11 protein-coding genes are annotated in these 14,590 nt (G+C 54.1%); 4 read left to right on the top strand and 7 right to left on the bottom strand.

Translation table 11 applies throughout. The features are described 5' to 3' along the window. The 4 genes from ACWIUF_RS18185 to ACWIUF_RS18200 form a co-directional block, all read right to left on the bottom strand. On the bottom strand, window positions 1-620 hold a 620-nt coding region (locus ACWIUF_RS18185), incomplete at its 3' end, for a DnaJ domain-containing protein (protein WP_448573937.1). A gap of 13 nt (window positions 621-633) precedes the next feature. Then, a complete protein-coding gene (locus ACWIUF_RS18190) occupies window positions 634-1,794 on the bottom strand; it encodes an MFS transporter (protein WP_448573938.1) in 1,161 nt (386 codons plus the stop codon). Continuing rightward, window positions 1,778-2,608, bottom strand: a complete 831-nt coding sequence (locus ACWIUF_RS18195; protein WP_448573939.1) for a Uma2 family endonuclease — start codon at window positions 2,606-2,608, stop codon at window positions 1,778-1,780. Before ACWIUF_RS18195 ends, ACWIUF_RS18190 begins: the two co-directional genes overlap by 17 nt. A gap of 324 nt (window positions 2,609-2,932) precedes the next feature. Then, complete coding sequence (locus ACWIUF_RS18200) at window positions 2,933-3,856, bottom strand: sigma-70 family RNA polymerase sigma factor (RefSeq protein WP_448573940.1); 924 nt, start codon at window positions 3,854-3,856, stop codon at window positions 2,933-2,935. A 1,141-nt stretch (window positions 3,857-4,997) separates the two neighbouring features. Here ACWIUF_RS18200 and ACWIUF_RS18205 point away from each other — a divergent pair. The 3 genes from ACWIUF_RS18205 to ACWIUF_RS18215 all read left to right on the top strand — a co-directional run bounded on the left by ACWIUF_RS18205 (window position 4,998) and on the right by ACWIUF_RS18215 (window position 9,276). Beyond that, on the top strand, window positions 4,998-5,570 hold the full coding sequence (locus tag ACWIUF_RS18205) for a sugar transferase (RefSeq protein WP_448573948.1): 573 nt from the start codon (window positions 4,998-5,000) through the stop codon (window positions 5,568-5,570). Window positions 5,571-5,741: 171 nt separating this feature from the next. Next, on the top strand, window positions 5,742-7,094 hold the full coding sequence (locus ACWIUF_RS18210; protein ID WP_448573941.1) for a tetratricopeptide repeat protein: 1,353 nt from the start codon (window positions 5,742-5,744) through the stop codon (window positions 7,092-7,094). Beyond that, a complete protein-coding gene (locus ACWIUF_RS18215) occupies window positions 7,078-9,276 on the top strand; it encodes a pentapeptide repeat-containing protein (RefSeq protein WP_448573942.1) in 2,199 nt (732 codons plus the stop codon). Before ACWIUF_RS18210 ends, ACWIUF_RS18215 begins: the two co-directional genes overlap by 17 nt. 289 nt (window positions 9,277-9,565) lie before the next feature. Here ACWIUF_RS18215 and secG read toward each other — a convergent pair whose 3' ends face one another. Together secG and gpmI are read right to left on the bottom strand one after the other, a co-directional pair. Beyond that, window positions 9,566-9,799, bottom strand: a complete 234-nt coding sequence (secG, locus tag ACWIUF_RS18220) for a preprotein translocase subunit SecG (protein ID WP_448573943.1) — start codon at window positions 9,797-9,799, stop codon at window positions 9,566-9,568. Window positions 9,800-9,862: 63 nt separating this feature from the next. Then, window positions 9,863-11,512 carry a 2,3-bisphosphoglycerate-independent phosphoglycerate mutase gene (gpmI, locus tag ACWIUF_RS18225; protein WP_448573944.1) on the bottom strand — a complete coding sequence of 550 codons (1,650 nt, stop codon included), beginning with the start codon at window positions 11,510-11,512 and terminating at the stop codon, window positions 9,863-9,865. Window positions 11,513-11,766: 254 nt separating this feature from the next. On the opposite strand from gpmI, the gene ACWIUF_RS18230 reads away from it, so the two are divergent. Next, window positions 11,767-12,705, top strand: coding sequence for an NAD(P)H-dependent glycerol-3-phosphate dehydrogenase (locus ACWIUF_RS18230; protein ID WP_448573945.1), 939 nt, complete (start codon window positions 11,767-11,769; stop codon window positions 12,703-12,705). Between the two features lie 24 nt (window positions 12,706-12,729). On the opposite strand, the gene ACWIUF_RS18235 is transcribed toward ACWIUF_RS18230, so the two are convergent. Then, the gene (locus tag ACWIUF_RS18235; RefSeq protein WP_448573946.1) at window positions 12,730-14,370 is read right to left on the bottom strand and encodes a DEAD/DEAH box helicase; all 1,641 of its coding nucleotides are present in this window, start codon (window positions 14,368-14,370) and stop codon (window positions 12,730-12,732) included. Window positions 14,371-14,590 lie beyond the last annotated feature (220 nt).

Consider the following 14,590-nt stretch of genomic DNA (forward strand, 5'->3'; position numbering starts at 1 on the left):
GAATTGGGGGGTGCGGCACGGGTTTGACGGTGAGGCGATGCGCCGGGGGCGGTGTGACGCGATTCGCCTGTGGAGGCGCTGCGCGATCGCCCTGTATTTCGTGGTTTAGCCCCGGTCCAATCCGTTGTCGTCGAGGTTTGCCCCGCTTGCCTTGCCAGGTGTTTCGCTTTCTGGAAATCTTCGGTGGCCCCTAATTCAAACCCCAACAGCGAGTTAATAAACCCCCGAAAGGTGTACGCTCTGGCATAGTTGGGATCAAGCCGAATCGCAGCAGTCAGGGCCTCCAGGGCTTCCTCATAACGCCCCGCCTTGACGAGAACGACCCCCCGTTGATACCAAGCCTCAGCCCCACCGGCCTGGGTTGTGACCTGGGTGTGGGTTTGTGGACGGGGGGAAGTCGGCTCTGGCTCAGGGGATTGATAGGTGCGTAGCTGTTCGTAGGCTTCATTAATGACCTTCAGTTTGGCCTCGGCCTGCTTTTGCAGCACAGCATCATGGGGAAAGCGATCGGGGTGCCAAGTGCGGACTAATTGGCGATAGGCGTGCTTGATTTCGGTTAAGGAAGCACCGGGCTGAAGCTCAAGGACAGCGTAGTAGGACCTGATTTGGGTAGTTGACATGGGCTTACGGCAATCATCCAGAAGCAGAACCGTCTTTTCTCAGCATTCCCCCGTTGCGATCGTGGCTATCACCGTTTGTCGCGATCACCTGGAATTTTGCCCGATGCCCACCCCCAACCTGCGTACTGATCAGCAGACAGCCCAATGCCATCAGCATTAACCCGGCGAGGCTCATAATTCGGGAGCCAAACTGATCCGCCAGGATACCGGACCCAACTGACATGATGGCGGTTAACAGGGGAATGGTGATCAACAACAGGCCAATATGTCGCGGTGGGTAGTCCAGGACTAGGCTCAGAAAGAAGGGCAAAATAAACGCAAATCCGGCCACGACCATAAAGACCAGGCTCCGAAACCCTAGGCTCAGGCTAAAGACCCGGTTCTGGAACAAGCTCAGGTTGACTAGGGGGATTGCCAGCCGCCGTTCCCACCAGATGAACAGGCCCAGACCGATCGCCGCCACCAGCAAGAGGGACCAGGCGAAGGGGTGCTGGATTCCCAATTCCTGGATCTCGGTCATCCCCAAGCTCAAGGCAATGAGCATCCCAGCAATCAGGATCGCCCCCACCAAGTCAAAGGGTTGGGAACGCTCCGTATGGGGAGAGGGCGGGACCTTCGTGGCAATAATCAGGGCGGCCAGAACCCCCAGCGGCAGATGGATCAGAAATAGGGGCCGCCATCCGGCAAGCTCAATCAGGCTCCCCGCCAGCAGGGGACCAATGGCCAGCCCCAAGGACAGAATCCCCCCCGCAATACCTAGGGCTTTGCCCCGTTCCGAGGGGGGGAATGCTTCCGTGGTAATGGCAAAACTCAAGGCTGAAATAAACACGCCTCCTAGGGCTTGCAGGGCATGAAACCCAATCAACCACTCTATGGAAGGCGCTAAACCCGATAACAGAGCACCGATCGTGAACAGGACCAGCCCGCCAACATACACTGATTTTTTACCGAGCATATCGCCGAGCCGGGCTGCCCCCAATACCAGGGCGGTGATCACCGACAAGTAGCCCACCACCACCCACTGCACTAGGGTAAAGCTAGTCTTCAGGGCTGTCACCAGGGTCGGCAGGGCCAGGTTAACCATGCTGGTGTCCAGGGTAAACATCAGCACCCCTAGGCCCACGCCGGCGATCGCCCACCATTTCGAGGGAACTGGCCTATCCAAGGTTGACATCCGTTACATTCGTTATTCCTAGTGATCGTAGCCGTTCCTTGAGTTGGGCCAGTTCTAGTTCGGCTTGTTCAGCCCGTTGGCGCTCTTGCTCGGCCCGTTGGCGTTCCTGTTCGGCCCGTTGGCGTTCCTGTTCAGCCCGTTGGCGCGCCTGTTCAGCCCGTTGGCGTTCCTGCTCGGCCCGCTCTTGGCGCGTAGGTACCCAGACGCCCTCCGCGTCATACCACCGCAACCACAGACCCTCTATGCCGTCATACCTCCCCTGCCATACCCCTAACCCCAGTCCTAGCTCCTGAAACCAAAACCGAGGTTCTAGCAGATCAACTGGCTCATAGCAGCCCTGCTGGAGCCGGAACACGCGCAAGTGATTCTCGTAACGGTCAAATACCCCGTAGTAGGGAATTTGCAAAATTTGCTCATACACCTCCCACTTCGTCGGTGGCTGCTGCGATCCCCGCACTGTTCGCCCCAGATCGTCACCCTCTGTTCCTGGCGAAAGTAACTCCAGGACCAGCAACGGCACCACCCGCTCCTGCCAAATCACATAACTCCAGCGTAATTCGTCCTGACGGGTGGCCGGATTCACGCCGACGACAAGGAACCAATCGGGGCGCTTATGCCAGAGGGGGTGTCGCCAATCATAGTAAAGATTGAGATCGGTGCCAAAGAAGAGGGTTTCTGGTCCCACCAGCGGGGACTGACAGGTTTCCCGCAACAACTGTGGCTGGATATCGTGGAACTCGTCCGGCAACCCTGGCTCCTCTGGGTCTTCACTGGGAAGATCGTACATTGTGGGTAGCGCTTCCTGGGGTGGCATGGGTGAATGAGGATCACCCTGCCAACTTGGCAGATAGGGGCCAGACCTGCCCGATCTTGTGGGTAGGGTTTCGTTAGGAGGAGGCTGCGGGGGCTGGGGCATGGCAACGTTCGTTCACCTTGATGTTCTCGCACCTGGGATAGGGTGGCAGTACCCACAGCATCACGCTTTGGGCAGCCAGGAGTTGGGCTAAGAAATCGTGTGATTTACCCTATCAGCCTAGCATTACCAGCATTTAGCCACATAGAAAGACCCCCATCGAGATCCGGCGATCGCGATCGGTTCAGAACGCAGGTTTTATCAATCACTCAGCCTGGGGAATAACTAAGCCTTGTACCGACCTAGGGGGACCGCTTCCTCCCGCTTCATTTCGGTTCGTAGTTTTTCGATCGCTTGCGCCTCAATCTGCCGTACCCGCTCCTTCGATAATTGGAGGTGTTTGCCGATTTCCACAAAGGTTCGTTCAACCCCATCAGACATACCGTAGCGGAGGTTAATGGTCTCCTGCATTCGCTCTGGTAGGCGGCTAACTAACTGATGGGCCAGCTCGCGTCGGGCTTCCTGATCCAACAAATCCCCTGGGGTTGCCTCTTGTGATTCAATTAATTCCATCCACTCCGGACTATCCTCTGCCCCCATTTGCATATTCAACGAAGCTGTGGGGCGGTGATGCAGCAACAGAGCTTGGACCTCATCCGGGCTGGTTTCCATGCCCGCCGCTAATTCAGTCACGGTCGGTGCCCGCCCTAATTCTGCCGTGAGGGATTGGGTGAGGCGCTTGAGCCGATTCAGGTTTTCGTAAACGTGGACGGGTAGGCGGATCAGACGGGGTTGGGTGGCTAGGGAGCGGGCGATCGTTTGCCGAATCCAGGGATAGGCATAGGTAGAAAACCGGAAGCCTTTCGTCGGGTCAAACCGCTCTGCGGCCCGTGCCAACCCCAAACACCCCTCCTGGATCAGATCGGGAAAGTCTACTCCCTGGCGTTGGAAGTGTCTGGCCACCGCAACCACTAAGCGCAAGTTTGATTGAATTAATTGATCGCGGGCACGCTTGCCACGTAGAATAATGTGCTTTTGTTCAGGGCTAGGGCTTGAAACGCTGAGCAAAGGCATCATGGCCTGCACCTGTTGGCCCAGTTCGACTTCTTGATCAGGCGTCAGCAAGGGATATTGACCAATTTCGTATAGGTACTGACTAAGCTGGCCAGCCGTTTGGAGGGGAAAGGGTTGAGGTGAAGCACGATGCATATCAAGCTCCCTGGGACTCATAGGTTAGGGTAGACGCACTGGATGAACACCAAAATTACCTGGTACGGGGGGCTGCTCAGTTAGGGGGGCAGGGGCGGCGATCGCAAACGGCGGGCCTATCTCCTCATTGATTATCTCCTCATCGTTAGGCAACAGCCAGGGGTTAGTCCCTGTGGTGGTGGCACAACGCAAGTTACGAAATCCGAACAGTGGTTCCGTATATTTTCAGGTATACCTTTCTATCCTCAGCGAAGTTGGGCCTCCCAGGTGTGGCTTAAGTCACAAGTCTTGTGTAATTTCCATAAAGACAAGACAAAACTATGAAGTTTGCATGAAGATTGTTCTGATCTGCTGGTCTTGAAGCAATAGTTTTGCCAGGATACTATTGTTAAATTGTGGGATCTTCTGTCGCAAGATAGATCCTCTCCCTTCTTGCTTGTCTCAATGTGATTTTCTGCATAATTTTTTAAGCATATTTTCTGCAAAAAATTCTGCGACAAGGAGGCCATCAGCTAAATTATTTGTATAGTTTTGATAAAAATAGCGATAATTTTTCGACATGAGATTGTTAGCGGCAAAATTTCTCTGAAATAGATGCCCTTTGGATTTGTTTGACAGAAATCCTGAGTATTTTGAAACCAAACACGATCAAACCCATTTCAGAAATTTCAATCCATGTCAATCCAATAATAGATATTCTTCAATTTGTTTGTCATTGGAGTGAAACTGAAGTAGTTTTGGACTCTAGAAGTTTAGTCATGAATTTTTGAATTTGACTATTTTGACTATAAGGAAGCTAAGTTATCTTGTCGTCAAGGGATCTGGAAATTTTTACGGGTTATTGAGTTTGTCTTGAGAAATTTATACAGTCAATTAAACATACAATCAATTAAATCACACCTAGAGGTACTAAAGGCAAGACTCGAACATTCTTATCTAGAGATAAAAAGTCAAATGAAGACTTAATAATATAATTCTTTCCCTTTTGGTCTGACGTGCTAATGATTTCCTCAAATTACGCAACTAATTTTTCAGGTTTTTTTCTCCTATGTCGTATCCAGTAGCGCTAAAATCGCCGCTTGAAGCAGGGTTAACGATTGAATTTTCTCATCCATCAACTCTGAGTCGGGCAAAGCGACTGATGGATATTTCTGGAGCGATAGTTGGATTATTTATCACAATGATATTATTGATTCCGATCGCGATCGCAATTCAAATAGATAATCCTGGTCCTATTTTTTATAGTCAAATTCGTTGTGGTCATCGAGGACGTCCTTTTCGTATGTGGAAATTTCGCTCGATGATCGCTAATGCGGATAAACTCCAACACCTGGTGAATAATCAAGCCAAGGGGAGTATTTTCAAAAATCGCCATGATCCACGAGTTACGCGAGTTGGGCGTTTTTTGCGACGCACAAGCTTAGATGAATTTCCACAGTTTTGGAATGTTCTCAAAGGCGATATGAGTTTAGTGGGGACGCGCCCACCCACCGTTGCTGAGGTGATGAGCTATCAGGTGCATCATTGGCGACGCTTAGAAGTTAAACCAGGAATCACAGGCGAGTGGCAGGTGCGTGGTCGCTCGAAGGTTGAGGATTTTGAAGAAATTGTACAACTTGATTTGCAATACCAAGATCGCTGGTCCCTATTGTACGATCTGAGTTTAGTGCTCCAAACCCTATTTGTTGTGTTTGCTAGGGATGGAGCCTATTGACACTGGAGTTGATTGAAGAGTCACCTTCATGCAGCTAGCGATCGCGGTGCCCATCGCGGTGCCCCATAGCCGTCGTAGAGATGATGATGACCAAGTCCACGGTTGTCTTTAGCCGGGTTATTGCTAGAGTTGAGTAACAGCCCGGATGGTTTGGAAGGAGAGCGGTGGTGTATGCAGCGTTGGGCAATGCGTTCATGGTGGCGACGCGCACAGCGATCGCGGGGTAAATCGCGGGGTAAATCGCGGGGTAAGTTGTATTGGCTGAGCGGGGTGGTGCTAGGAACGGCAATCGGGTGGGGATTGCTCACCGGGGAGGGGCCAGCCAGCCTTGCGGCGGATCGTCGAGCCAAACCGGAACCGGCCCCAACGCCTGATATCTTTTTACCCAACCCCCTGCTCCAGGAAATCTCTGATCCGTTATTACCCCAACCGCCCCGGCCCCTGAATGTTGCGGAGCGCACTCAACTCGTGGCAACCCTAGCGGTCATGGATGCGGAGGCCAATGCCCTGTTAGCAGCGGGGAATGCACCGGCGGCGTTTGAACTGTGGAATCGGGTCCTGCGGTTGCATCGTGCGCTAGGTTCCCTGGAAGAGGTGCGGGCCTTGGGGCGCATTGGCGAAATTGCTTGGCGAGAGACGGAAACAACCCAAGTGCGATGGATTGCCGAACGGTTACAGGCGCTTCAGGAACAGGCGACAAGCTCGCAAAATACGGCGCTGTTGATGGCGATCGGCCAAGCCTATCTGCAAATTCGGGATCAAAAGCTGGCCTTAGGGGTCTATAACCCTCTCTTGGCAGCGTCGCGTCAGCAGCGGAATTTTGCTCAAGAGCAGGCAACGCTGCTAACGATCGCCCGTCTTTATTTGAACTGGTTGGACTATGCCAACGCAGCCAATGCCTATCAGGAATTACTCACCTCAGTGCGTAGCTATCCACCCACAACGCCAAACCCAGAGTTAACGCCGATCGCCCTTCTGCAACAGTTGGCCTATATTTATCAGCAGGATCGTCAATTTCAAGCTGCGATCCCAGTTTTACAGGAATTGATTACCACGGCCCAAGCGCAACAACGCCTCGAACCGATCCCTGGTTGGTTGGTAGAACTGGCGGATAGTCACCAAGCCATTGCCCAACTAGAGGCCGCTGCCCTGCGTTATCAGGATGCCTATACGTTGGCGATCGCCCAGCAGCAATTTGCCCGTGCCAGTGATGCCTTGAACAAGTTAGCACTGCTTTATCAAAGCCAAAACCAACCGGATGCGGCCCTGCAAGTTTACCAAGTGTTACTGGACGTGGGGCAGCGTTCCTATGATTACTATGGCATGATGAATACCTACGATCAGATTGGGCAAATTCAGCTAAATTTGCGAGCCTATTCCCAGGCGATCGGTGCGTTTCAGCAGGGCCTAGCCCTGGCCCAACAACTCAGGTTTCGTGAAGAGTATTTCCATCAAAGACTGCAATCTATCCAACGTGGTACTTCCCAAAGTCAGCATTTGCCTACCCATGCCATGCATCCCTAGATGGGTGGGGATTAACCAATGGCTTCGGTTAGGGTATCCCCTACTGCTGGTTAGTTTAATTGTCCTGCTGTGGTGTTGGCTCAGTCAACCCGTAGGGGCCGCACCGCTGCCCCTAGAGCGAGTCCCATTGACCTTGGAACTGCTCCAGCAACGTCTGAAGCAACCGGTTCGGGTCGAAGGGTATATGGTGATCGATCTTCAGAACTGTGTGATTAATTTGGAGGCCGATAATGCCAGTTTTCGAGATCAGTTTTATGAATTACTGCGATCACGTTTAGCCCAAGCCAGTCCAACGATCGGACTAGATCTGTCGCAGGCGATCATACACGGTGATTTTGATCTGAGCCAACTGAGTATTTATCCCTCGCCCTATGAAGCTGACCGTTTACCCTTGTTTTCGCCGCCGATTCAAGCCCAGCTTCGTTATGATCAACAGCGTTTGAGCCAACTACAACAACTCTCGCGATCGCTCCTCAGTGGGGGGGTGCCCGATAGCAAAACTCGCATTACCGTCTTCCAGGGCCTATTGCGGCTACAGAATACCCAATTCCAGGGAACAACCACGTTTAGCAATATCTTTTTCCTGGGACCAGTTCAGGCCAAGGGGGTGACCTTCCGACAGGATGTCGATGGGGCCGCGACACGCTTTAGCAAGGCTGCCAACTTTATTGGTGCTCACTTTCAAAAAACAGCCCGCTTTCGCAATAGTATTTTCTTTGATCAAGCCCGCTTTAGTCAGGCCCAATTTCAGGGAGAGGTAACCTTTCAGGGCAGTCGTTTTGACGCCACCGCTAGCTTTGACCAAGTAACTTTTCAACAACCCGCTAATTTTAGCCGGGGACAATGGCAAGGGAATGCGGATTTTTCCCAATCCACATGGCAAGCTATTGCTGGCTTGGGGAAGGGAAAATTTATGCGATCGCTGTTTTTTACAAACGCAACCTTGACCCAATCGCTCAACCTCCGGGAAGCCAGCTTTAACCAACCGATTAATCTGCGTGGGGCAACCTTACTGAGTGTAGTTGATTTTAGCGATGCGGACTTTGCACCTTCGGCCTATATCAATGTTTCTAGCCTCAAGTTTGAGTCCGAGAATGCCAAAATTTTAGGTAATGTTGGCCAGATTGGTGCCCGCCTATCGGTTCCCACTCTCCAGGGTAATGAAACCGTCTTAAGAAACTTAGTGCGTAAGTTCCGTCAACTGGAGCAAATTAGCGATGCCAATGCGATCGAATATCTGACCCAATCTTTACGTCTGCAACAGTTAACGCAACAGTTAGGACGGGTGAATCTGAACACAGCCTCACAACAAAAGTTGATCCAGTTAGGCTTTTCACCCCAACAGGCGGAACTAATTGTCCAAACCCGCCAGTCACAACTGTTCCATAGTTTTACAGAACTTCTATCTTTGAAGGGGATTGATCTCGCAACCTATGTCAATGTGCGCGATCGCGTTACCATTGCCTCCCCCCTCACGGTCGGGGATTGGTTCCGCCAAGCCTTTAACTGGATCACCCTGAGTGTTTTGTTGCGATTAAGTGGGTATGGCACTCAGTTTGGGTTAATTTTTGGAGTTGGGATCGTTGCGATCGCCTATTTTGGCTTTTTATTCTGGCTGATCGATCGTGCTCGCCGTTTACATCCAACCCCGATTATCCCTAGTTTTGAGGAAAGTTTATGGACAACGGGGGGAGGAACCGCCCTGCTAATTTGGGGGTTAAGTGCCATTTTCCAAGCCACGGATCACCCCTGGCAAACCCTATTTTGCCTGGGCCTCTTGATTGTTCCAGTCCCTGCCTTGCTGATTGGGGTACTGTACCGGCAAGGACGCCACCACGATTTAATGCATTGTAGTTATTTTAGTGAGGATAGTAGTTTTCGGCAGTTGCGTTTACTCATTGGCCGCCTGCCCGTTATCCCACGCTTCCCCTTTTTCCGCGATCGCTATGCTCCCCTACCCTGGGGCCGACGCTGGAATTGGTTAAACTACTATGATTTCAGTTTGAATAATTTACTTAAATTTGGCTTTAATGATATTCGTTTACGTGATGAACACATGCCCGGTTTAATTACCGCTCTCGCTTGGTATCAGTGGACGCTAGGCTTGTTTTACTTATCACTATTACTCTGGACGCTATCCCGTACCATCCCTGGATTAAACCTGCTAATCTACTTTAAATGATCGTGAAACCCCGAAACATAAGAGGATGTTTTAAAAGGGGGATCGCGGTTAAAACCGCGACTACGAACTTCAGCATTTGGCCGTCCTCAACGTGATTTTGCGTTTGTAGTGGCGACTTTAGTCGCCCAAACGGCTTGTTTCTGGACTTTTCAAACACCCTCTAACAATCCTCGTAGCAGAATTTAATACAGCACTTCCATACCCGGTGAGGTACAGACAAGGGGCTTAAGCCCCTTGTGCGCAAGGCCTGACAGGCTTTCCTGAGAGAGGGAACGGCTGTTTTACTTGTTTATGAGGTCAGCCAGTTAGCGCTCAAAAGGACCGTCATTCCCATAAAGATCACCGCCAGGACCCAAGTAACCCGATTCAGGGTTGTTTCGGCACTTTTAGTACTGGTAAACAGTTGGGCTTGGCCACTAAAGGAACCCAGGCCATCCCCCTTGGGGCTATGCAATAGGACCAGCACAATCAAGCAGGCCGCAGCAATTGCCCAAACAATCTCGACAATTTTGATCACAGTCATGGATTCACTCCGAAGTGTTTACGAAAATGGGGTTCACGTTAAGCGGCGATCGGGATAGCGGGTTTAGAGCGAGGCTTGTACAGGGGTCCGGGCTGGGCGACCCTCGGCTCCATGCCGGGCCTCACTGGGGCGATCGCTCTCGCGGAAACGCCCCTCAAGGGACGGCTTCACCAGTAGGGAACGCCCGGTCATCTCTGGGGGTTGCGGCAACTGCAAAATCTCCAGGATCGTGGGGGCAATATCACACAACTTACCATCCGATCGCAACTCCACCTCGGCCCCATGCCCAGGAATTTTCAGCTTTTCACCCTCCACCAGGATAAAGGGAACCAAGTTAGTGGTATGGGCAGTCCACGGATTCCCCTGCTCATCCCACATCAGTTCCGCATTCCCATGATCGGCGGTAATAAGCGCTGTCCCACTGGCCTGACTCACGCGCTCCAAAACACGCCCAACACAGAGATCCACCGTCTCGATCGCCTGTACTGCCGCGTCATAATTCCCCGTATGCCCCACCATATCGGGGTTAGCGTAGTTGACCACAATTAGGGAATAAATCCCCTTGTCGATCGCCGCCAGTACCCCCTCGGTCACGGGTTCTGCCGACATCGCTGGAGCCTGATCGTAGGTGGAGACCATTGGACTCATAACCAGTTCCCGATCCTCCCCCTCGAAGGGTTCCTCTAAGCCCCCATTAAAGAAATAGGTGACATGGGCGTACTTTTCCGTTTCCGCCGTGCGCAGTTGCTTAAGCTGATGGTGTGCCAAGACTTCCCCCAGAATGTTACTGAGATTTTGGGGTTCAAAGGCCACGGCCACCGGTAGTGTCGGATCGTATTGGGTAAACGTGACAAAGCTGAGGGGGTGGATCAACTCCCGCTCAAAGCCGTCAAACTCCGGAACGGTAAGGGCACTGGTTAATTGACGGGCACGATCGGGCCGGAAGTTAAAGAAGATCACCCCATCGCCCGCCGTGATCGCCCCAGGGGCCACCCGCACAGGCTCAATGAATTCATCCGTAACGCCGGCAGCGTAGGAAGCCCGGAGAATCTCCAACGGGGAGCGGCCATCCACCTCTCCCGCTTGGGTCATGACGCTGTAGGCCCGCTGGGTGCGGTCCCAACGGCGATCGCGGTCCATGCTGTAGTACCGCCCACTGATCGTCACAATGCGGCCAAGGCCAATGCGATCCAGCGCTGTTTGGAGTTTTGCCACCACCGCCTGCCCCTCCGTGGGCTGGGTATCACGGCCATCGGTGATCAGGTGAATACAGACATCGGGCACCTGCTCCGCCTTGGCCATTTCCACCAGGCCAATCAGGTGATCCAGGTGGGAGTGAACCCCGCCATCTGAACACAATCCAATCAAATGCAGGTGAGTGTGGCGTTCACGGACCTCTCGACAAACCTTGACCAAAGCGGGATTTTGCCGAATAGAGCCATCTTCGATCGCGTCCGAAATCCGCACCAATTCCTGGGGCACCACGCGCCCGGCCCCAATATTCAAATGCCCAACTTCCGAGTTACCCATCTGCCCCTCTGGCAACCCCACAGCCTTACCCGATGCCTGCAAGAGGGTTTGGGGATACACTTTCACCAGGCTATCCATGATCGGGGTTTTGGCCGCACGAATCGCATTACCATCTGTCTCTTGGCGGTAGCCCCACCCATCTAAAATGATCAATACCAGTGGTGCAATCGGGGCTTGCATCATAACCAAGGGTGCTCTTTTAGCTGAATTGATTCATCGTCATCATATCATTCCCCCTCGTCAGCGCAATTTCCCTCATTGACCGGGGTAGCCATCGTTGTCTTCGCGTATGCCAGTGGGGCATGGTTTGCTAAGTTAACTATATTTCTAGATGAGCGAAGGTACACCGACCGGGCGGCGTTGGCCCCTAGCAGCGGGCGAGGGGCGTCGCCAAGTTAGTGCAGTCGCTGGTAAGCGGTGTGGCTGGAGACCCATAAATGTCAACCTTGAGGTCAGCAACGACGGTGACCATTCTCGGCGCGGGGGCGTGGGGTTTGGCCTTGGCCGAACTGGCCCGTCGGGCAGGGAATAGGGTGCGGCTATGGTCCCGGCATTTGGGAGAACCGCTGGCCGAGGCGATCGCCGATGCCGATGTGATTGTCTCCGCTGTCTCAATGGCCGGGGTGACCCCAATGGCCACGTGTTTGCACACCCTGTCCCTACCGCCGCACCTGATCCTGGTGAGTGCGACGAAGGGCTTGGACCCAGCGACCACCCGTACCCCCTCCCAGGTGTGGCAGGCGGCTTTACCCGAGCATCCGATCGCAGTTCTGTCGGGGCCTAACCTTTCCCAGGAAATCCAGCAGGGCTTACCAGCCGCAACCGTGGTCGCCAGCCGGGAGCTAGCCATCGCCACACGGGTACAGCAGGTCTTGGCCTCACCCCGTTTCCGGATCTACACCAATACCGACCTTCTGGGGACTGAGCTGGGGGGGACGTTGAAAAATGTTATGGCGATCGCGGCGGGGGTTTGCGATGGGTTGCACCTGGGTACCAATGCCAAATCGGCCCTCCTGACCCGTGCCCTTCCGGAAATGATTCGGATTGGAACCCGTTTGGGAGCCAAAGCCGATACGTTTTTTGGCCTGTCGGGATTAGGGGATTTGCTGGCTACCTGTAATAGCCCCTTGAGCCGCAACTACCAGGTGGGCTATGGTCTAGGCCAAGGCCAACAGTTAGCCGATATTCTTGCCAACCTCAAGGGCACGGCGGAGGGCATTAATACGGCGGCAGTCCTGGTCACGATCGCCGAGCGGGAGCAAATCACCATTCCGGTTGCGTGGGAGGTCTACCGTGTCCTTCAGGGCCGGGTCACCCCCCAAGCCGCCCTAGAGGCCCTGATGGAACGGGCGCTCAAACCGGAAGACCCGCGCTAGCGCGAGACTCCCTGGGAGAGAGGTCTAGCGCAAGACAGGATAGGTTGTTGGCCCATGCCCCGATCGCTGGGCCAGGGCCAGGGCAGGCTTCACCATTGTTTGCATCCGGGCCGCAATCCAGTGGGAAGCATCCGCCCCAAATTCATCCAGGAACTCCTGGTGTACCCAGCTATAGTGTTTTCCCTGGGCGATCGCCATTTGGTTGAGGCTGGCCAAATAGGTTTCATAGTCCCGTTGGGTGGGGACATGGCCAAAAATGGCCCCCTTGGACCAGGAGCGTTTGGGGAGTACCCCAAACGTGTGGCGAAACTGGAGGGCAGCCCAGGTGGGGTCTTGGCCCTGCTGATACCCCCGCTGGCGGAGTTGGCGATAGTGGTGGATTTGCTGCCGGATAGCAGGGGATGCTTCCCGTTCGTACTGGGAAAGAACTTCGACGAGATCAGCCTCGTTAATGACCGTTTTGGCCAGGTTGGGAAATTGGTAGCCACAGGTGGGGCACAGGGGCAGGGCCGCATGGCAGATACCATTACATTGGGGACACTGGCGTTTGGGGATGGGGCTGTCGCAACTGCCGGCCTCACCACGGGTGAGGGTATAGGTATCCAGATCCTCTGGGAACCCCAAGCGCAACAGATTGCCGGCCTGATCCAGAATGGTGCCACAGGTTTTCCCCGGCGCGATCCGCATCACCCGACCAATTTGCTGGTGGTGCAGGGCAAGGCTTTGGGTGGGGCGCAGGAGGAGGCCCACTTCAACTTCCGGGCGATCGAACCCAATGCTAATGACATTGCAACTGGTGAGGACCAGGAGTTGGCCCTGCCCTAGGCGCTCGTACAAGGGCTGGCGATCGGCCACGGGGGTGTCTCCTGATACCATTGCCGCTGGCACCCCGGCGGCCTGAAAGGCGCTGGCGACGTGTTCAGCGTGGAGAATATCGACACAAAAGGCAATGGTGCGTTTGCCGGGGGTAAGGCGCTGCCATTCCTCAACGATGCGTTGAATGAGGGCAGGCTGATCGCAGGCATTTTTCAAGTCTGATTCGGCATAATCCCCCGCGATCGTGCGGACGCCTCCCAGATCAATCTGATCGGCCATTGGCAGGCCAAAGTAGCGCATCGGTGCCAACATGCCCAACCGTTGCAATTCTGCGGGCGTGGGGGCCGCAATCAGCGTATCCAGGTGATCCCCCAGTCCCTCCCGTTTGCTGAGGCGGTAGGGGGTGGCGGTGAAGGCGAGGACAATTGCCTGGGGGTGGGTTTCGTAGCGAATCGTTTGGCCCACCTTGGTAAATAGGGTTTGGTGGGCTTCATCATAAATCACCACATCGGCAGGCCACGATCGCCACCACTGGCGCTTACTCATGGTTTGGATCGAGGCGATCTGCACGGGGGCTTCCCGTTCCTCTGGCCAGCCCGCCTTAATGAAGCCACACTTGGCCGCCAGCCCAAACTGTTGCAGCTTATCGTAGGTTTGCCCCACCAGCACATCCAGATGCACCAGGATTAAAACTCGGCAATTTCCCTGAACAATGTGCTCCGCAATTTGGGCCATGAGGACGGTTTTCCCGGACCCCGTGGGGGCAACGCAGGCGATCTTAGTGGCACCGTTGCGAATGGCTTGGTAGAGTCGATCGAGGAATTCGATTTGATAATCCCGCAGTTGCATAGGGGCGACCCAGAATAGACGCTTCTCACCATCAAAGTCGTTGATGCCGGGTAAGCTCAACGTTGGCTCTATTGTGGCGCAACTTTCCAGAGTCGCAACCGCAGGGTCTGAATCGCCTACTGCCGAGACCGCGATCCCCCTGGAGTCGCAGGGCGGCGGGCGGGACGCTTCCGGCGGCGCGGTGGAGACGGGTCAGGCAGGTAGGTGACCACGGTAGCCC

This window comes from Trichothermofontia sp. (genome assembly GCF_053493415.1).